Origin of the sequence: Micromonospora sp. NPDC006766, assembly GCF_040636055.1 — a bacterium.
Lineage (GTDB): Bacteria > Actinomycetota > Actinomycetes > Mycobacteriales > Micromonosporaceae > Micromonospora.
The window spans coordinates 1-18,019 of sequence record NZ_JBEYIX010000009.1 but is presented as its reverse complement, the minus strand read 5'-3'; the positions used below and the strand labels follow the sequence as shown (position 1 = coordinate 18,019).

The window sequence follows — 18,019 nt, the reverse complement described above, 5'->3', positions numbered from 1 at the left end:
AGGCCGCCGGCAGGTCGCGCTTCTGGGCGCGCTCGACCGACAACCTCCCCAGGTATCACCGGCGAAACTAGCGTTGAACGTCCACCCCGGCCATCCGTCGATAGGCTCAATTCGGTTTTACTACCGGGTCTTTCCCGAAGTCGGAGCCAACTCCACTTATGACCCACTGGACGTGAACACCACATCGACCCAGAAGTTGTGGTTGCTCGTCACGGTGGGGAACCCGGAGCCGTATCTGTAGAGCCCCCCGCCGGGCGGTATGCGCAACGGCGCGTTACTCACGCCGGCTGACAGGCTGTTCAGGTCCACCGCGTAGCGTCCACCGACGCTGGAGTAGGACACCACGTAGGTCGCACCGGGGGTGACGGTGACCGGCGACGCGAACAGCATCGTCTGCCATCCGGACACCGTCTCGCCGACGAACGTCCCGGTCGCGAGCAGCGTGCCCGTCGACGACCACAACGAGCCGGTGTGCGTACCGCCATTGGCCGCGCCCTTGTAGAAGCGCACTCCGTTGACCACGCCCGCCACGTCGGTGGTGAACTTCGCACCGACCTCGATGGCGGCCGGGTCGTTCCAGCTAGGGTTGGCCGGCGTCGTCGTGTCGGCGAACACCGTCACCGCGCCGGGCGGCACCACCGGCTGCGGCGCGGTCGGTGCCGCGATGAACAACGGGTCCACCCAGTAGTTGGTGCTGCCGAACGAACTGGTGGGGAACGAGTCTGACCCGTACTGGTACACGCCGTTGACGCCGGAAGGCGCGGTGAACGGCCCGTTGGTCCAGGTATTGGCGAAGAAGCCGCTGTTCACGGCGTAGTGTCCGCGCGGCGCGTAGTACGAGGCGACGTACTGGGTCCCCGCGGTGACCGGGACCGCCTGCGCGAAGTACACGCTCTGCCAGCCGCTGCTCGACTCGTCGCTGAACGTCGCGGTGGCCAGACGTGTGCCGGTCGACGACCACAGGCTTCCGGTGTGGGTGCCTCCGTTGCCGGTCCCTTTGTAGTAGCGAATGCCGATCACCGAGCCGTCGGTGCTCACGCTGAACTTCACCCCGAGCGAAACGGCATCCGAATCATTGGTCGCTGATCCGGCCGGCATGGCGTTCACGTCGAACAGCCGGTAGATAGTGGTATCGCCCGGATCCGTGGTGAACGTCCACGTCTTCGGCGCCGTCATCGGGTTGCCGTTGGTGTCCGACGCCCGCGCGCTGGCCGTGAACTTCTGCCCGGCCGGCAGGCTGGCCGACGGCGTGAAGGTGACCGTGTTGCTCGTGCCGTCGTAGGAGACCGAACCCGCAACCGGTGTGTTGCCGCTGTCCTGCACGGTGAACTGGATCGTCGTCGGGTTGATCGGCTTGCTGAATGTCGTCGTCAGAGGTGTGGAAACCGGCACGTAGAGCGCACCGGACGCCGGCGTCACCAGGGTGACGCCGGGTGGTGTCATGGCCGACGAGTCGAACAGCACGTCGACGTAGTAGTTCGTGGCCTGGTATGAGCTGGCGGGGAACTTGCCCGCGCTGCCGTACACCCCGTTGCCGCCCGCTTCGTAGCTGCGGGGAGCACGCAGCGGGGCCGCGAGATGAGCGGAGTAGCTGAAGAACCAGAGGTCGGCCGCGTAGTGGCCGTTGGGTGCGGTGTAGGACGCCACGTAGGTGGCGCCGGCCACCACCGCTATTGGCGACGAGAAGGTGAGCGTCTGCCAGCCGGTCGTCGTCTCGTTGGTGAACCTTCCCGTGGCGAGCAGGTCACCGTCGGCCGACCAGAGATTGCCGTCATGCGTACCGGTGTTGCCGCTGCCCTTGTAGAAGCGTATTCCCTTGATGACGCCGTCGGTCTGCGGGATCACCTTCACGCCCAGCTCGACGGCGGCTGAGTCGCTCGTTGCGGGTACGGCGGGAACTCGGCTGCCGAACAGCGAGGTCGAGCCGGTCAGGGTGAACTGCCGGCCGGCCGGGGCGCCGATGTTCGCGCTGTCGTCGGTGGCGCGTACCTGCACCGTGGAAGAGCCGTCACCGGTAGCGTGGTAGCTGTATGACCAGGAGCCGGTGCCGGTGGCGGGATGCCAGGTGGCGCCGCCGTCGGTGGACACCTCGATGCCGGCCACGATGCCGCCGCCGCTGTCGGTCGCGGTGCCCTGGACCGTGATCTTTGCTCCGTTGGCGAAGGTGGCACCGGAGGCCGGTGCGGTGATCGTGACCGTCGGGGCCGTCCTGTCGGTGGACCTGGTGGCCGGCGCCATGCCACTCATCAGCGTCGCCGCCCCCGCGCCCATGTCGGCGAGCAGGTTGACGGTGGCCTGCTGCATCCTGGCGTCGGCCGGGGCGATGGGGTTGAAGCCGCTGTCATGGTTGGCGTCCAGCCCCCAGGACCACTGGATGGTGCCGGCGCTGAAGACCAGTGCACCGCTTGCCGCCCGGTAGAGAGTCAGGTGGTGGGTGGTCGTGCCCGGAGTGACCTCGCTGCCGAAGTCGCGCAGGTATTCGAGGGTGTTGCCGGTCGTGGTGGACAAGTGGATCAGACCGGCGGGCCGGAACCCGTTGTCCACGTCCTCGTCGGACTCGTAGCCGATCGTGTGGGGAGCGAGAGTGGCGGTCTGACCGGCGCCGAGGGTGGCGACGCTGGTGTTGCGCCAGAATCGGGTCTTGCCCTGGGCGGCCGGCACCTGCAGGGCCAGGTCGGAGCCGTTGCTCATGAACATGGTGCCGCTGAGCGCGTTTTCCGGTTTGCCGCCGTTGGACGGCGGGCTGAAGCGCGGATCGCGATAGGTGCCGGTCCATTCGGGCGACGGATCCGACTTGTTGTTCGCCCAGGTCTCCTTGTAGCAGACCAGGGTCCGGTGGTCGGTGTTGCGGCCGTCCTGGCTGTTCTCCCAACGGGTCTTCCAGTACACCTCGTTGCCGCTGAAGAACGCCAGGCTGGTGCCGGCGTCGCGGGCCGCCTCGACGGCGGCACGCTCTGGGCCGGACCAGTATTCGTCGTGGCCGACGGAGAGGAACACCCGGTGGTTGGCGATCAGGTTGCCGCGACGGTCGGCGTCCACGTCGGTCATGTAGGTGAGGTCGTACCCGTTGCGCTCCAGGAAGCGGATCATCGGGTACTCGTTGCTGAACAGGTAGTCCCGGCCGGCGAACTGGTCCCGGGTGGCGAACGGCCGGTTGTAGCTGAGCTTGGTGGCCCGGCCGCTGGGGCCCGAGTAGAAGTTGGCGCCGCCGTAGCTGTTGTACGCCTGCCAGGTGGCGTCGGAGGTCTTGAAGATGACCTGGGAGGTGCTGGCGTCGTCGCGCACCACGAACGGGATCTGGCTCGCGCCTCCGTCGTCGGTGCGGGTGAGCAGCGCGAAGTAGACCCCGGAGACAGCGGTCGCGGGCACTGACCAACTGGCCGACACCGCCCAGGTGCCGCACTCGTAGATCTGGGTTGCGACGTCCGTCACGCACGCGGTGGACTGGTTCTGCGCCGGGAAGGTGCCCGGCAGGGTAGTGATCTTCCGGGCACCACTGCCGCCGTACCAGCCCAGGCGGTAGATGTCGATGGTGTACGCGTGCCGGGCTTGAACCTTGAAGCTGATCAGGTCGCCCGCGTTGACGCTCATGTCGGTGGCGAAGCCCTGCAACGTTTCGTCGCCGGCGCCGTCGATGTCCCACACGCTGGCGGGGCTCCCGGGCTTGCTGTTCTCGCAGACCACCGGGTTGGGCGAGCAGGGGTCGGCCGAGGCATGCGCTGTGCCGCCGGTCAGACCCGCCACGACGAGCGCGGCCGAGGCCGCGAGGGCGACGGTGGCAGAGCTCGAAGGCTCCGCCACCCGACGACGCGTCACGCGTGACCATACCGACGGTGCGAGCGACCGGCGGCTGCCCTCGCTGACCATGTCCATTGCTGTGGGCCTCTCTACAGAGAGCTGTCCGGCCCTCTCACGAGAGCGGCACTGATCACGAAACTTGTTCTCCGAAGGTAGGAAAGGCGTCGGGCGCCGACAACCATCTTCCGAAATAGATTTTGCGCCGATCGGCTGATGCTGACCGATCGATCAGACAGTTTCGTATCCGGGCCAGGGCTTTCGATGCGAACAGGGGATGCGCTTCGAACCCGAAGCCCCGGCCGATGGCATTTGTCCCTTTTGGACCTGCCAGATGGGCACGACGCATGCCGGAACGGCCAGTACTCCATCCGTCCACTTCCGACGGCCGGGCGCCTTCGGTCCCTGTGTGCCATCGATCGATCGTTCATCACCGGGTCATCCGAGCGTCATGGGGAATGTCGGATCGCTGATCCCGGCGGTGGTTCCGCCCGGCTAATCTCCGGTGCGAACGTGAATGCACCTCGGTTGGGGGCCATCGTTGCCGGGCTCGCGGTCGACGTGAGCCCGGCCGTCGGCGAGGGGATCCCTTCAGCGAAGACGGCATGGCACGCCCGTGGCAACAACGGACGCACAGCGCACGGAGCATGCGACTCCGGCATCCAGACACCTGCGGCCTAAGGAATCCGACCGATGACGACGCCCCGACACGCACGCCTGGCGGCTGCCGACTCCGGCGCCGGCGAGCTCGTCACCCGGCTACTCGACGTGGCGATGCGCGGCCTACCGACGATGTACCGACAGGACACCGACGAATTCGCCTTCACCCGGGCCGCCGTCGGCGGCAGCGGCGACGGCACCTCGACCGAACTGCGCGGCGTCAGCACCCGGTACGCGGCCATCGTGGCACTGGGCGCGCTGTGGCTGACCGATTCCGCACAGCGCACGGTGCTGTCCGGGCATGGCGCCGCCGATTTCACCGCGATGCTGATCCGACGGCTGCCCGACGTGACCAACCTCGGCGACGCCGCGCTCATCTGCTGGGCGGCCGCTGCGGGCCGGCACCCGATGCTGCCCGAGGCGCTGGCCCGGCTACGTGCGCTCGACGAGAAGCCCGGCCCCCGCTACGTGGTGGAGGCCGCCTGGGTGGTGGCGGCGCTCGCCACGGCCCGGGGCCAGGCGGATGTCGAAGACCTGCTCAAACGGTCCCGGGACACGCTGCTGACCAGCCGGCACCCCGGCAGTCCGCTGTTCCCGCACGCGACCGCTCCCGGATTGCTGCCGTGGTACCGGACGCACGTGGCCTGCTTCGCGGACCAGGTGTACCCGATTCAGGCGTTGGCTCGGCTGCACCAATCCGGCGACGACGCCGCGGCGCTGGCCGCGGCCGAGGAATGCGCGACCCGGATCTGCGACCTGCAGGGCGGCGGCGGTCAGTGGTGGTGGCACTACGACTCGCGCACCGGCCGGGTGGTCGAAGGCTACCCGGTGTACAGCGTGCACCAGCACGCGATGGCGCCGATGGCGCTGCTCGACCTGGCCGAGGCCGGCGGGTCCGACCGTACGGCCGAGATCGTCCGGGGCCTGAGGTGGATGACCAACCCGGTGGAGCTTGGCGACGACCCGCCACCGATGATCCTCGACGACGCCGGCCTGACCTGGCGCAAGGTCCATCGGGGGGATCCTCGGAAGCTGGTCCGAGCCGCACAGGGGCTGACCACCAGGGCGGCGCCCGGTGTGCGGCTACGGCCGGTCGAGCGGATCTTCCGCCCCACCGCCGTCGACCGGGAATGCCGCCCGTACGAGTTCGGCTGGCTCCTGCACACCTGGCTCGGTGGTCTCGACCTGCCGGCCGACACGAAGCGTGCGGCCCAGTGAGCGACACCATGCGGCCGCCCGTCCCCTGCCGTCGCACCCTCTTCGGCATCGACCTGGACGCGCTGACGCTGGGGGAGACGGTGCAGCGCTGCGTCGATGCCGTGGGATCCGGCGACCGCCTCGAGGTCGGCGTGGTCAACGCCGCCAAGGTGGTGAACATGCTCCGTGACCCGCGGTTGCGGGCGGCGGTCACCGGCTGCGACATCGTGGTCGCCGACGGCCAGTCGGTCGTCTGGGCGAGCCGCATCCTGCGCACCCGGCTCCCCGAGCGGGTCGCCGGCATCGACCTGTTCGTCCGGCTGCTGGCCGAGGCCGAGCGGCGCGGGCTGTCGGTCTACTTCCTGGGCGCCCGACCCGTCGTGCTCGACGCCATGATCGACCGTCTCCGCGAACGTTTTCCGGCCCTGAAGATCGCCGGGCGCCACCACGGGTACTTCGCCGACACCGACGCCGCGGCGATCGCCGACACGGTGGCGGCCAGCGGCGCCCAACTGCTCTTCCTCGGCATGACCTCGCCAAAGAAGGAAAACTTCATGGCCGAGTTCGGCGACCGCACCGGTGTCGCGGTGGCGCACGGGGTCGGCGGCTCCTTCGACGTCCTGGCCGGCGTGGTCAAACGGGCGCCCCGGTCCTGGCAGCGGCTGGGGTTCGAGTGGCTCTACCGGCTGCTGCAGGAGCCTCGGCGGCTCGGCGGCCGCTACCTCACCACCAACCTGATGTTCGTCGCGCTCGTGGCCTCCGAGTTGGTGCGCCTCAGGCGGCCGGCGGATCGCGTGACGGCCGTCGGACGTCCGAGAAGACCTGAACAGCAGGGGGGAAGCTGATGCGCGTCGTTGTCGTCGGCCAGGGGTACGTCGGCCTGCCGCTCGCGGTCCGCGCCGCCGAGGTGGGACATCAGGTGATTGGGTACGACGTCGATTCCCGGCGAACCGAACTCCTCGCCGGCGGGGAGTCGTACGTGGAGGACGTCACGGCGGAGCGGCTCCGAGCCGTAATGGCCTCCGGGCTGTACCGACCCACCGCCATCGCGAAGCACTGCGCCGGGTTCGACATCGCCATCGTCACCGTGCCAACCCCGCTGCGCGACGGTGCGCCGGACGTGTCGTACATCGAGGCGTCCGGACGCACCCTGGCGCGCTACCTCACCCCGGGCTCTACCGTGGTGCTGGAGTCGACCACCTATCCCGGCACCACCGAAGAGCTGTTCGGGCCGATCCTGGAGGAGGGCTCCGGCCTCTCCGCCGGTCCCGACTTCCACCTCGGGTTCAGCCCGGAGCGGATCGACCCGGGCAACCAGACCTGGACGCTCGAATCCACCCCGAAGATCGTCTCCGGCATCGACGAGGTGTCGCTGAAGGTCATCCAGGAGTTCTACGACGGGCTCGTGGACACCACCGTGCCGGTCAGCTCGCCGAAGGAGGCCGAGCTGGCGAAGCTGATCGAGAACACCTTCCGGCACGTCAACATCGCCCTGGTCAACGAGGTCGCGATGCTCGCGCACGACCTCGGCATCGACGTCTGGCGGGCGATCGACGCGGCGGCGAGCAAACCCTTCGGCTTCATGCGGTTCACGCCGGGTCCGGGCGTCGGCGGGCACTGCCTGCCGATCGACCCGTCCTACCTGTCCTGGCGGGTGCAACGGGCGCTCGGGCAGAGCTTCCGCTTCGTGGAGCTGGCCAACGACATCAACAACCACATGCCCGACTACGTGGTCCGCCGTCTGACCGATGCGCTCAACCGCCGGCGCCGCTCGGTCAACGGATCCAAGGTGCTCCTGCTGGGGCTGGCGTACAAGAAGAACACCGGCGACGCGCGGGAATCCCCGGCGGTACGGGTGGCACAGCTGCTCGTCCAGCTCGGCGCCGAGGTCAGCGCGGTCGATCCGCACGTCGTCGAACAGATACCCGGCCTGGACGAGCGGGTACGCCGGGTCGCGCTGAGCGCCGAGGAGTTGACCGCTGCCGACGCGGTCGTGCTGCTGTCCGACCACGACGCGTTCGACTACGAGCTGTGCCGGACGCACGCGCGATACGTACTGGACACCCGGCGCCGGCTGCAGGGCCCCAACGTGGACGTCGTCTGACATGCCGACGATCGTCTGTGTGGCCGGTGCCCGGCCCAACTACATGAAGATCAAGCCGGTCCTTGACGCGTTGGAGGCGCGCGGGGCGCGCACCGCGCTGGTACACACCGGCCAACACTACGACGAGTCGATGAACGAGGTCTTCTTCCGCGACCTGGGCCTGCGACCGCCCGATCACCACCTGGGCACCGGGTCGGGAACACACGCCGAGCAGACCGCCCGGGTGATGACGGCGTTCGAGCCGCTGGTCGACACGCTCGCGCCGGACGCCGTGGTGGTGGTCGGCGACGTCAACTCGACGCTCGCCTGTGCCCTGGTCGCCGCGAAGGCCGGGCGGGTGGTGGCGCATGTCGAGGCGGGTCTGCGCAGCCGCGACTGGTCGATGCCCGAGGAAATCAACCGGGTGGTCACCGACCGGGTCAGCGACCTGCTGTTCGCACCGTCGCCGGACGCGGTCGCCAATCTGCGGGCCGAGGGCTACCGCGACGACCAGATCCACCTCGCCGGCAACGTGATGATCGACACCCTGTACACCAACCTGGATCGCGCGCTCGCCTCGGACGCGCTCGCCCGGCACGGCCTGACGGCCGGCGGGTACGGGTTGGTGACCCTGCACCGGCCGGCCAACGTGGATACGCCGGAGATGTTGGCCGCGCTGCTCGAGGCGCTGGGCCAGATCGCCGCCGGGACACCGCTGATCCTGCCGGTGCATCCGCGCACCGCCACCCGACTGGAGAGCGCCGGCGTGCCGGCCGGGCTGCGGCTGATACCGCCGGCCGGATACCTGGACTTCATCGCGCTGCAGGCGTCAGCCCGGCTGGTGCTGACGGACTCCGGCGGCGTACAGGAGGAGACCACGGCGCTCGGTGTCCCGTGCCTGACGCTGCGGGACAACACCGAGCGGCCGATCACCGTCGACGAGGGCACGAACCAGGTGGTTGGCCGCGACCCCGCACGCATCGTCGCGGCGGCCGCCGCCGTGCTGCGCGACCCACCCGCCCGGCGTCGACCGGCCCTGTGGGACGGACGCGCGGGCGAGCGCATCGCCGAGGTGCTTCTCGGCCGGTTGCGGACGCCGGACGCGCCGCGGCCGACCGATCTGGTGGCCCTGCTAGCGCAGCGCGGCCGCTAGGGCCGCGACCACCCGCTCCTGCTGCTCGACGGTGATCTGCGGAAAGATCGGCAGGGACAGCAGCTGCGGGGCCACCTGTTCCGTGTTGGGAAACGCCCCGCGCCGGTGACCGAGGTCGGCGAAGGCCGGCGTCACGTGCACCGGCACGGGATAGTGAATGGCCGCACCGACCCCGGCCGAGTGCAGTTCGGCGAGCACCCGGTCCCGTCGGGCCGGGGTGCCGTCGCCGGGAATCCGGACGCAGTAGATGTGCCACACGTGCTCGTTGCCGGGCAGGGTCACCGGCCGGATCACCTCGACCGACGCCAACAGCGCGTCGTAGCGGCCCGCCGCGGCCCGGCGCAGCGCGTTCCATCCGGCCAGACGGGCCAGCTTGGCGCGCAGCACGACCGCCTGCAGGCCGTCCAGCCGGCTGTTCACACCGACCATGTCATGCGCGTACTTCGTCAGGCCGCCGTGGCTGCCGAGGGTGCGGACCACCGTGGCGAGTTCGGCGTCCGAGGTCACCACCGCGCCCGCGTCTCCGTACGCGCCCAGGTTCTTGCCCGGGTAGAAACTCGTCGCGGCGATGCCGTCGACGCCGGCGCCGCAGCCGTGCCGGGTGGCCCCCTGGCACTGCGCGGCGTCCTCGACGATCGTGACGTCCCGCCCGGCCAGGCCCGCCCGCAGCCGTTCCACCGGCGCGAGCTGGCCGTAGAGATGAACCGGGATGACCGCCCGGGTCGCCGGGGTCACCGCGGCCAGCGCCGCGTCGACGTCGATCAGAAACGAATCGGGCTCGCAGTCGACCAGCACCGGTCGCGCGCCGGCCCGGACGACCGCCTCAGCGGTGGCGATGAAGGTGTTCGCCGGAAGGATCACCTCGGCGCCGGGCCCGACGCCGGCGGCGCGCAGCGCCAGTTCGAGCGCGTCGGTGCCGTTGGCCACCCCGACACAGTGCGGCACGCCGCTGAACGCCGCGTACTCCCGCTCGAACGCGGCGACCTCGGCCCCACCGATGAAGGCGGTGTCTGCGATGATCCGCTTGAACCCCGCCTCCACCTCCTCCGCGACCTCCGCGTGCGCGGCGGCGAGATCGACGAGCGGTATCCCCGGCATGACTAGCTCCCCACACTCTTCGACACGATCGATTCGTCAAGCGACGCCGCCCGCAGCCGGCGGGCCGGGCTGCCGGCCCACACCTCACCGGGCGGTACGTCGCGCAGCACCACGGAACCCATTCCGACCAGCGACCAGTCGCCGATCGTCACGCCCTCGCGGACCAGGGCTCCCGCCCCTACGTACGCGCCCGGCCGCAACACCGCGCCGCCGCCGAGGCGAACCCCGGAGGCGAGAGTGGCATAGTCGGACACCCGGTCGTCGTGGGTCAGGACGGCCTGCGGCATGACCGCGACATGCGCGCCGACGCTCACCTCCGCGGTGAGCACCACGCCGGCGAGCAGCACGCTGCCGGCAGCGACTGTGCTGCCGGCGCCGACGGTGGCACTCGGATGGACGATCGTGGCGTACCGCTGCGCGGGCAGGGCGATCCGCTCCACGATTCGCCGCCGCGAGACGTAGTCGCGCGGGTTGCCGACGCAGACGACGACCGCCGCCGCCGGCATCGCGGCCACCAGGTCGATCCCGCCGAGGATCGGCAGGCCGGCTCGATGCGTGCCGTGCAGCGCGGTGTCGTCGTCGAGGAACCCGCGCAGTCGCCAGGTCGGCCGGACCTCGTTGATCGCCCGTACCGCGGCCGCGGTCTCCCGCGCGAACCCGCCCGCCCCGACGATGACCAGGTCGCGCATCAACCGGCCAGCTTGCGCAGCACGCCGACGATGCGGTCCTGGTCGTCCTCGGTCAGCGCATGATGCAGCGGCAGGATGAGCGAGTCGCGGGTCAGCCGCTCGGTCACCGGCAGCGGCCCGGACCTCACGTCGGCGTAGGCCGGTTCCAGATGGGCGGCCATGATGCCGCGCCGGGCCGACACCCCGGCGGCGGCCAGCTCGGCCAGGACCTCGTCACGGCCGGTTCCGTACTCCGGGTTGATCAGCACCCAGAACGACTGGAAGTTGGTCTCCCCATGGTCGGGGTCGCGGACCGGGACCAGGCCCTCGATGCCCGCGAGCAGCTCGTGATACCGGGCCGCCAGCGCGCGCCGGTGACGCACCAGTTCCGCGAGACGGCCGAGCTGCACCAGCCCGACCGCCGCCTGAATGTCGGTCATCCGGTAGTTGAACGCGGTCTCCAGGTAGGACTCCAGCACCGGTTGCGCACTGGCGTGACGGTCGGCGGCGGAAACGTTCATGCCGTGCTCGCGCAGGCGGCGCAGCCGGGCGGCCCACTCGGGATCGTCCACCGTGACCATCCCGCCCTCGCCGGTCGTCAGCAGCTTGCGCGGATGGAACGACCACGTGGAGATCGTCGAGCCCGCCCCGACCGGATCCCCGTACGCCGTCGACCCGGCGGCGCAGGCCGCGTCCTCGATCAACGGCACCCCCCAGCCGTGGGCCGCGCCCCGCAACGCGGCGGTGTCGAACGGCACGCCGCCCTGGTGGACCGCGATCACCGCCCGGGTCCGGGGAGTGCGCACGGCGTCGATCGCCGCCACCGTCAGGTTGCCCGTGCTGATGTCGACATCGGCGAAGACCGGGGTGGCTCCGACGTAGCGCACCGCGTTGGCGGTGGCGATGAACGAGAACGACGGCACGATCACCTCGTCGCCCGGGCCGACCTCGAGTACGACCAGCGCCAGGTGAAGCGCCGTGGTGCAGGAGCTGACGGCCACGCCGTGGCCGGCACCCACCAGGGCGGCGAACTCCTGTTCGAACCGGGCCACCCGCGGCCCCTGGGCCACCCAGCCCGAGCGGACCGCGTCGGCGGCGGCCTGCGCCTCCTCCTCGCCGAGGCAGGGGATCATCACCGGGATCCGGGAGACGGTCACTTCTCGGCCCGCCACCAGTCGACCAGCCCCTGAAGCCCCTCGTGCAGGCCGATCTCGGCGCGGAAGCCCAGCTTCTCGGCGGCGGCGGTGGTGTCGGCCAGCCGGCGGGTGACCCCGTTGACGGCGCGGGCCGGGCCGTGCTCCGGAGGAAGGTCGGACTTCATCACGTCGCTGAGCGCCTGGGCCAGCTCGCGGAGGCTGGTCTCGGCGCCGCTGGCGATGTTGAACACGTCGTCGGTGACGTCCGCCTGTGCGGCCAGAATGTTGGCCCGGGCGATGTCGGCGACATGGACGAAGTCCATCGTCTGCAGGCCGTCGCCGAGGATCAGTGGAGGGACCCCTGACTCGATCCGCTCCATCCAGCGGATCAGGACCTCGGTGTAGAGGCCGTGGATGTCCATCCGGGGGCCGTAGACGTTGAAGTAGCGCAGGGCCACGTAGTCCAGGCCGTACATGCTGTGGAAGCTGCGCAGCATGCCCTCGTTGAACGCCTTCGCAGCGCCGTAGAAGGTGTCGTTGTGGTAGGGGTGGTGCCGCTCGGTGGTCGGGAACTCGTCGGCGAGCCCGTACACGGATGCCGACGAGGACAGGACGACCTTGCGGACCTGCGCGGCGGCCGCCGCCTCCAGCACGTTGAAGGTGCCGTCGACCAGTACCTCGTTGGCGAGTCGCGGCTCCTCCGCACACTGGGTGATGCGAATGGCGGCGAGATGGAAGACCAGGTCCTTGCCCCGGGTGAGCTCGTGCACCAGCGCGACGTCGCGGATGTCGCCCTCGACGAGGTTGACACTGTCGTGCGGCAGGGCTCGGGCGAGGTTCTCCCGCCGGCCACGGACGAAGTTGTCGAGGACGACCACCTCGGCCGCGCCGCCGGCGACCAGTTGATCGACGACATGCGAGCCGATGGTGCCCGCTCCACCCGTCACCAGGGCGCGTGCCCCGGCGATCGCCACCCCGCTCATGCCGTTGCTCCGCTTCGCTCCGTGCCGCCCGGCGGCAGCGCCGCACCAGATCCGATCATGCCGCTCACGCTTCGGCCCATTCACTGAGACTGATCAACTTTCCGTCGGTGGCGAGGCTACGAGAGGCAGCCTCCAAAATGGTCATCACCCGCAGCCCCGCCGCACCGTCGGTCAGGGCCGGCGTGCCGCTGTGGATCGACCGCGCGAACTCCTCGACCATGGTGCGCAGCGCCTCCCGCTCCGTCAGCGCCGGCGCCACCATGTCGCCCGAGCGGTACGACACCAGCATGTCTCGGCGCTGCTCGTCACCGAGCTCGTCCGCCGACGCCACATCGACTCCCCGATCGAAGATCGACAGCCGCTGACTGGGATTGAGATCGTCCCAGACGAGCGTACGTTTCGAGCCGCCGATGATCGCGGTCCGGATCTTCACCGGGGAGAGCCAGTTGACGTGGATGTGCGCGATCGCGCCGGTGCTCAGGTGCAGCGTCAGGTAGGCGACGCAGGCCCGGCCCGCACCGATCCGGTCCGCGCCCTGCGCCGCCACGGAGACCGGCACCACGCCGGGCGGCAGGATGAAGTCGAGAATTGACAGGTCGTGCGGCGCCAGGTCCCACACCACGTCGATGTCACGCTGGACCAGCCCGAGATTGATCCGCACCGAGTCGAGGTACTGCAACTCGCCCAGTTCCCCGCCGTGCAACAGTTCCCGGATGCGCAGCACCGCAGGCGTGTAACAGTAGGTGTGGTCGCACATCAGCGACAGCCCCCGCCGCTGTGCCTCCGCCACCAGCGCGCGCCCCTGCTCGACGCTGGCGGCCAGCGGCTTCTCCACGAGCACGTGCTTGCCGGCCCGCAGCGCCGCCATCGCCACCTCGAGGTGGGTGCCGGCCGGGGTGGCGACGGCCACCGCACGCACCGCGTCGTCGGCCAGCACGGCGGCGAGATCGTCGGTCGGCTGGACGACCGAATAGCCACCGAGCACCCGCTCGGCCCGGCGCACGTCGAGGTCGCAGAGCCAGCGCAGCCGAAACTCCGCGGAGTTCTGGAAGTTCCGGACAAGGTTCGGCCCCCAGTAACCGGCACCGATGACGGCAACGCCGATCGGTTCGCCAGCGGCAGCACCCGATGAGTTCACGGACATCCCCTTCCCCGGTCAGGGACAGGATCATTCGCCGACGTGAAAGCTAGTCGCGAGTCCCCGTCGGCAAGCTACCGACGCCGTCGTCGGATGCGCCAGGGTGCGCTCGGAAATCCGGCGGTGCCGCCGGGGTACGCCGGTCCGTTCGGTTCGCCCGACCTCCTCGAACAGCCCTTCTGCGGGCACCGCGTCGGCTTCCTGACATCGGTCCTGTTAGGCAACGTCTACCCTCCACCCGCCAGATTCGCCCTGCAGCAGGGGGTACGAAAGATGACGCAGGCCAACGGGGCGCCGCGTGACGGCGTGCAGATCGCCGCGACGGCTGATGTGGACGAGCGAGCGACGATCCGTACCGGCACCCGGGTGTGGCATCTGGCGCAGATCCGTGAGACCGCCACGGTCGGTCGGAACTGCGTGATCGGCCGCGGTGCCTATGTCGGGCCGGGCGTCCGCCTGGGCGACAACGTCAAGCTGCAGAACCACGCTCTGGTGTACGAGCCGGCGGAGCTGGCCGATGGCGTCTTCGTCGGGCCGGCCGCGGTGCTCACCAACGACGAGTACCCACGCGCGGTCACGCCGCAGGGACGGCTCAAGAACAGCGACGACTGGAGCCCGGTCGGCGTGGTGGTCGGCGAGGGAGCGGCCATCGGAGCCCGTGCCGTCTGTGTGGCGCCGGTCACGATCGGTCGGTGGGCGCTGATCGCGGCGGGCGCGGTGGTCACCAGGGATGTCCCCGACTTCGCGCTGATGGTCGGAGTTCCGGCCCGCCGGGTCGGCTGGGTGGGGCGGGCGGGTGAACCGCTCGTCGCGAAGGGTGACGGCCGGTGGGTCTGCCCACATACCGGAGCCGGATACCACGAGGACCAGGGACGGCTCACCGAGCTGACCCCGGCCTGACCGCCGCCGTAGGGGCCGCCCACCGGCCGTCCCCGTTACCGGCCCGAGCCAGAGGGCACTACCCTCGCCCGGGTGAACTGGTGGGAACTCGTCGGCTGGGCCGGCTCCGCGCTGCTGATCTGGTCGTTGCTGCAGACGCGCATCCTGCGGCTGCGCGCCCTCAACCTGCTCGGCTGCCTCATCCTGATCGGCTACAACGCCGCCGTGCACGTGTGGCCCATGGTCGGGCTGAACGTGGTGCTCGCCGTGATCAACGTCTGGTACCTGCGCGCGATGCTGGTCACCCGGCATGACGAGCAGACGTACCAGGTGGTCGAGGTGGGCACCGCCGACGCTTTTCTGGCCCACACGCTGCGGGTGCACGCCGCCGACATCGCCCGCTTCAACCCGGAATTCCGCTGGGACCCGGCCGCCGCCGACCGCTCGGCCTTCCTGGTGGTCCGCGCCGACGAGGTGGTCGGCGTGGTGGTGTCGCACGCCGAGGCCGGCGGGGTGGCCCAGATCGACCTGGACTATGTCACTCAGCGCTTCCGCGATTTCACCCCGGGTGAGTTCGTCTACCGGCGCAGCCGCCTCTTCACCGACCGCGGCTTCCAGCGGGTGGTCAGCCCGCCCGGCATGGTCGCCCCCTACTACCACCGGCTCGGTTTCCAACGGGAGGGCGAGGCGTACGTCCTCGACCTGCCCGCCGCCCCGGCCCACGCCACGGATTAGCCGGACGCGGATCCGCCACGCCGCCCGGCCGTGGTCAGGCGGACGTCAGGTTCTGCAACCGCACCTGGCCGCGCGCCACCAGCCGGTCGTTCTCGTCGGTGATCTCCACCGCCCAGAGCTGCTGGCTGCGACCCCGGTGGATCGGGGTGCCGATCGCGGTCAGCTCGCCGTCCCGCACCGCGCGCAGGAAGTCGGTCTGGTTGGACACGCCGACAACCTGACCCTGGTCGCCCAGCCACCGGGCCGCGCCGACGCTGGCCGCCGTCTCCACCACCGAGCAGTAGACCCCGCCGTGCTGGATCCCGTACGGCTGGTGCAGCTCCGGGCGGACCCGCCAGCGGATCACGACCCGGTCGCCGCTGACCTCGTCGAACTTGAGGCCCAGCAGGGCCGTGAAGCCGCCCGTCAGATCCGACATCTCCACGGCAGCCCCTCCTCGCCTCCGCCAGCGCGGCCAGCTTAGTCGTCCCCGGTGGGCAAACCCGCTACGGGCCGAGGTCGGTGATGGGGGAGAATCGGTGACCGTGACCGACAGTAACCTCCCGCACGGGCGGGACTCCCTGACCGAAGACCTGCGGTGGCGGGGCCTGATCCAGGACTCGACCGGCCTCGACGAGCTGCGCGAGCTGCTCGACGGCGAGACGGCCACCTTCTATGTGGGCTTCGATCCGACCGCCCCGAGTCTGCACGTCGGCAACCTCATGCAGGTCGTGATGGCCCGCCGGCTCCAGCTCGCCGGGCACCGGCCGCTACTGCTGGTCGGTGGCGCCACCGGCCAGATCGGCGACCCGAAGGAGAGCGCGGAGCGGACGTTGAACCCGCCCGAGGTCATCGCCGGCTGGGTCCAGCGGATCCGCGACCAGCTCGCGCCGTTCGTCTCGTACACCGGGGAGAACGCCGCGCAACTGGTCAACAACCTGGACTGGACCGGCGAGATGTCAGTGGTGGAGTTCCTCCGGGACGTCGGCAAGCACTTCCCGGTGAACAAGATGCTGGCTCGGGAGGTGGTCAAGGCCCGCCTGGAGACCGGGATCAGCTACACCGAGTTCAGCTACCAGCTTCTGCAGGCCAACGACTTCTTCGAGCTGCACCGCCGGCACGGCTGCCAGCTCCAGTACGGCGGCTCCGACCAGTGGGGCAACATCACCGCCGGCGTCGACTACATCCGCCGGCGGGGCGCCGGACCGGTGCAGGCCTTCACCACGCCGCTGGTCACCAAGTCCGACGGCACCAAGTTCGGCAAGAGCGAGACCGGCGCGGTGTGGCTCGATCCGGAGATGACCAGCCCGTACGCCTTCTACCAGTTCTGGGTCAACGCCGACGACCGCGACGTCACCCGTTACCTGCGCTACTTCAGCTTCCGCTCCCGCGAGGAGTTGGAGGAGCTGGAGAAGGCGACGGCGGAGCGTCCGCAGGCACGGCTCGCCCAGCGGGCGCTCGCCGAGGAGCTGACCACGCTGGTGCACGGCGAGCGGGAGATGGCGCAGGCGGTCGCGGCGAGTCAGGCGCTCTTCGGCCGGGGCTCGCTCGAGGAGTTGGCGCCGGAGACCCTTCGCGCCGCGCTGACCGAGGCCGGCCTGGTCCACCTGACCGAGCTGCCGGACGTCGCCGGCCTGCTCAAGGAGTCGGGCTTGGTGCCGAGCATGAAGGAGGCCCGGCGGGTGATCACCGAGGGCGGCGCCTACGTCAACAACAACCGCATCACGGCGGTGGACGCCACGGTCTCGCCGGAGGACCTGCTGCACGGGCGCTACCTGGTGCTGCGCCGCGGCAAGCGTTCGTTTGCCGGGGTTGAGCTGCGCAAATAGTCGTACCTCGACAATGTGACGCGGGACGCGCCCAGCGGATTTGACGATCAAACCGCTGGGCGCGTAACTTTCTCTCTGCCAGCGCGGAACGGACGAAACAGGGCGAAAGACCTGGAAGGCCGGAGCGCAGAACCTGAAACGGGCGGTGCCCCGAATTCGTCGCGAGGCGGATTTGGCGAGGCGGAACCGACCGGGTAAGGTTACCGGCCGGCAGGGAAGCGGGCGAGCGAGCGGGAGACCGCGGCGGCCGTCCTGCCGAAATCCACGGAGCGGACGACGCAAGTCGACCGGATCGTGGTGCCCGGCAAAAGGGTGGAAGCCCCGCCAAACCGCGAGACACCGGTTTGACACGGCAGAAACCACCGGGTAACGTAGTAAAAGTGCCCGGCGCGAGAGCGGCGGGGGCGGACGAACGAAATGCCCCGGATGGGGGTCCTGCGGTGCGGGGCTTTCGGATGGTGTGTGGTTGTTCTTTGAGAACTCAACAGGGTGCTTGATAAGCCAGTGCCAAATTGATTTATTACCCCGTGCTGGGCAGGTCTTCTTTGGGAGGTCTGGCTGGTGGGGATTCCTTTGGCAACATTTTGTTGTCGGGATGGATTGTTCAACAAGTTTTTGTTGGAGAGTTTGATCCTGGCTCAGGACGAACGCTGGCGGCGTGCTTAACACATGCAAGTCGAGCGGAA

14 protein-coding genes and 1 rRNA gene are annotated in these 18,019 nt (G+C 69.8%); 8 read left to right on the top strand and 7 right to left on the bottom strand.

Annotated features, from left to right (window positions below; translation table 11 throughout):
* Nucleotides 1-156: 156 nt before the first annotated feature.
* The gene (locus ABZ671_RS11970; RefSeq protein ID WP_357855361.1) at nt 157-3,801 is read right to left on the bottom strand and encodes a DUF4082 domain-containing protein; all 3,645 of its coding nucleotides are present in this window, start codon (nt 3,799-3,801) and stop codon (nt 157-159) included.
* Between the two features lie 687 nt (nt 3,802-4,488).
* On the opposite strand from ABZ671_RS11970, the gene ABZ671_RS11965 reads away from it, so the two are divergent.
* The 4 genes from ABZ671_RS11965 to wecB are packed head-to-tail and all read left to right on the top strand — an operon-like array spanning nt 4,489 to nt 8,888.
* Nucleotides 4,489-5,673 carry a hypothetical protein gene (locus ABZ671_RS11965; RefSeq protein ID WP_357855358.1) on the top strand — a complete coding sequence of 395 codons (1,185 nt, stop codon included), beginning with the start codon at nt 4,489-4,491 and terminating at the stop codon, nt 5,671-5,673.
* Entirely contained in the window at nt 5,670-6,497 is an 828-nt protein-coding gene (locus ABZ671_RS11960; RefSeq protein WP_357855355.1) for a WecB/TagA/CpsF family glycosyltransferase, read from the top strand. Before ABZ671_RS11965 ends, ABZ671_RS11960 begins: the two co-directional genes overlap by 4 nt.
* Complete coding sequence (locus ABZ671_RS11955; RefSeq protein WP_357855352.1) at nt 6,497-7,756, top strand: nucleotide sugar dehydrogenase; 1,260 nt, start codon at nt 6,497-6,499, stop codon at nt 7,754-7,756. The genes ABZ671_RS11960 and ABZ671_RS11955 overlap by 1 nt, the downstream gene beginning before the upstream one ends.
* A gap of 1 nt (nt 7,757) precedes the next feature.
* Entirely contained in the window at nt 7,758-8,888 is a 1,131-nt protein-coding gene (gene wecB / locus ABZ671_RS11950) for a UDP-N-acetylglucosamine 2-epimerase (non-hydrolyzing) (protein ID WP_357855349.1), read from the top strand.
* Here wecB and ABZ671_RS11945 read toward each other — a convergent pair.
* The 5 genes from ABZ671_RS11945 to ABZ671_RS11925 form a co-directional block, all read right to left on the bottom strand.
* Complete coding sequence (locus tag ABZ671_RS11945) at nt 8,868-9,986, bottom strand: DegT/DnrJ/EryC1/StrS family aminotransferase (protein ID WP_357855346.1); 1,119 nt, start codon at nt 9,984-9,986, stop codon at nt 8,868-8,870. The genes wecB and ABZ671_RS11945 overlap by 21 nt on opposite strands.
* Before the next feature lie 2 nt (nt 9,987-9,988).
* On the bottom strand, nt 9,989-10,675 hold the full coding sequence (locus tag ABZ671_RS11940) for an acetyltransferase (protein ID WP_357855343.1): 687 nt from the start codon (nt 10,673-10,675) through the stop codon (nt 9,989-9,991).
* Nucleotides 10,675-11,826 (bottom strand): DegT/DnrJ/EryC1/StrS family aminotransferase, encoded by a 1,152-nt coding sequence (locus ABZ671_RS11935; RefSeq protein WP_357855340.1) that lies wholly within the window; start codon nt 11,824-11,826, stop codon nt 10,675-10,677. The genes ABZ671_RS11940 and ABZ671_RS11935 overlap by 1 nt, the downstream gene beginning before the upstream one ends.
* Nucleotides 11,808-12,773: an NAD-dependent epimerase/dehydratase family protein gene (locus ABZ671_RS11930; protein WP_357855337.1), complete on the bottom strand. Its 966-nt coding sequence runs from the start codon at nt 12,771-12,773 to the stop codon at nt 11,808-11,810. Before ABZ671_RS11930 ends, ABZ671_RS11935 begins: the two co-directional genes overlap by 19 nt.
* A gap of 64 nt (nt 12,774-12,837) precedes the next feature.
* Nucleotides 12,838-13,911 (bottom strand): Gfo/Idh/MocA family oxidoreductase, encoded by a 1,074-nt coding sequence (locus tag ABZ671_RS11925; RefSeq protein ID WP_357855334.1) that lies wholly within the window; start codon nt 13,909-13,911, stop codon nt 12,838-12,840.
* A gap of 273 nt (nt 13,912-14,184) precedes the next feature.
* Here ABZ671_RS11925 and ABZ671_RS11920 point away from each other — a divergent pair, with 273 nt between their 5' ends.
* The gene (locus tag ABZ671_RS11920) at nt 14,185-14,811 is read left to right on the top strand and encodes an acyltransferase (RefSeq protein WP_357855332.1); all 627 of its coding nucleotides are present in this window, start codon (nt 14,185-14,187) and stop codon (nt 14,809-14,811) included.
* Nucleotides 14,812-14,883: 72 nt separating this feature from the next.
* Nucleotides 14,884-15,525, top strand: coding sequence for a hypothetical protein (locus ABZ671_RS11915; RefSeq protein WP_357855329.1), 642 nt, complete (start codon nt 14,884-14,886; stop codon nt 15,523-15,525).
* A gap of 34 nt (nt 15,526-15,559) precedes the next feature.
* Here ABZ671_RS11915 and ABZ671_RS11910 read toward each other — a convergent pair whose 3' ends face one another.
* Nucleotides 15,560-15,943, bottom strand: a complete 384-nt coding sequence (locus ABZ671_RS11910) for a PaaI family thioesterase (RefSeq protein ID WP_357855756.1) — start codon at nt 15,941-15,943, stop codon at nt 15,560-15,562.
* 106 nt (nt 15,944-16,049) lie between these two features.
* On the opposite strand from ABZ671_RS11910, the gene tyrS reads away from it, so the two are divergent.
* A complete protein-coding gene (gene tyrS / locus ABZ671_RS11905; RefSeq protein ID WP_357855326.1) occupies nt 16,050-17,333 on the top strand; it encodes a tyrosine--tRNA ligase in 1,284 nt (427 codons plus the stop codon).
* A 615-nt stretch (nt 17,334-17,948) separates the two neighbouring features.
* A 16S ribosomal RNA gene (locus ABZ671_RS11900) occupies nt 17,949-18,019 on the top strand; the annotation flags it as partial.

Excerpts from the sequence above, each read along its gene's own strand:
- ABZ671_RS11965 (WP_357855358.1), top strand. The coding sequence starts at position 4,489 with ATGACGACGCCCCGACACGCACGCCTGGCGGCTGCCGACTCCGGCGCC.
- ABZ671_RS11955 (WP_357855352.1), top strand. The coding sequence starts at position 6,497 with ATGCGCGTCGTTGTCGTCGGCCAGGGGTACGTCGGCCTGCCGCTCGCG.
- wecB (WP_357855349.1), top strand. The coding sequence starts at position 7,758 with ATGCCGACGATCGTCTGTGTGGCCGGTGCCCGGCCCAACTACATGAAG.
- ABZ671_RS11945 (WP_357855346.1), bottom strand. The coding sequence starts at position 9,986 with ATGCCGGGGATACCGCTCGTCGATCTCGCCGCCGCGCACGCGGAGGTC.
- ABZ671_RS11940 (WP_357855343.1), bottom strand. The coding sequence starts at position 10,675 with ATGCGCGACCTGGTCATCGTCGGGGCGGGCGGGTTCGCGCGGGAGACC.
- ABZ671_RS11930 (WP_357855337.1), bottom strand. The coding sequence starts at position 12,773 with ATGAGCGGGGTGGCGATCGCCGGGGCACGCGCCCTGGTGACGGGTGGA.
- ABZ671_RS11920 (WP_357855332.1), top strand. The coding sequence starts at position 14,185 with ATGACGCAGGCCAACGGGGCGCCGCGTGACGGCGTGCAGATCGCCGCG.
- ABZ671_RS11910 (WP_357855756.1), bottom strand. The coding sequence starts at position 15,943 with ATGTCGGATCTGACGGGCGGCTTCACGGCCCTGCTGGGCCTCAAGTTC.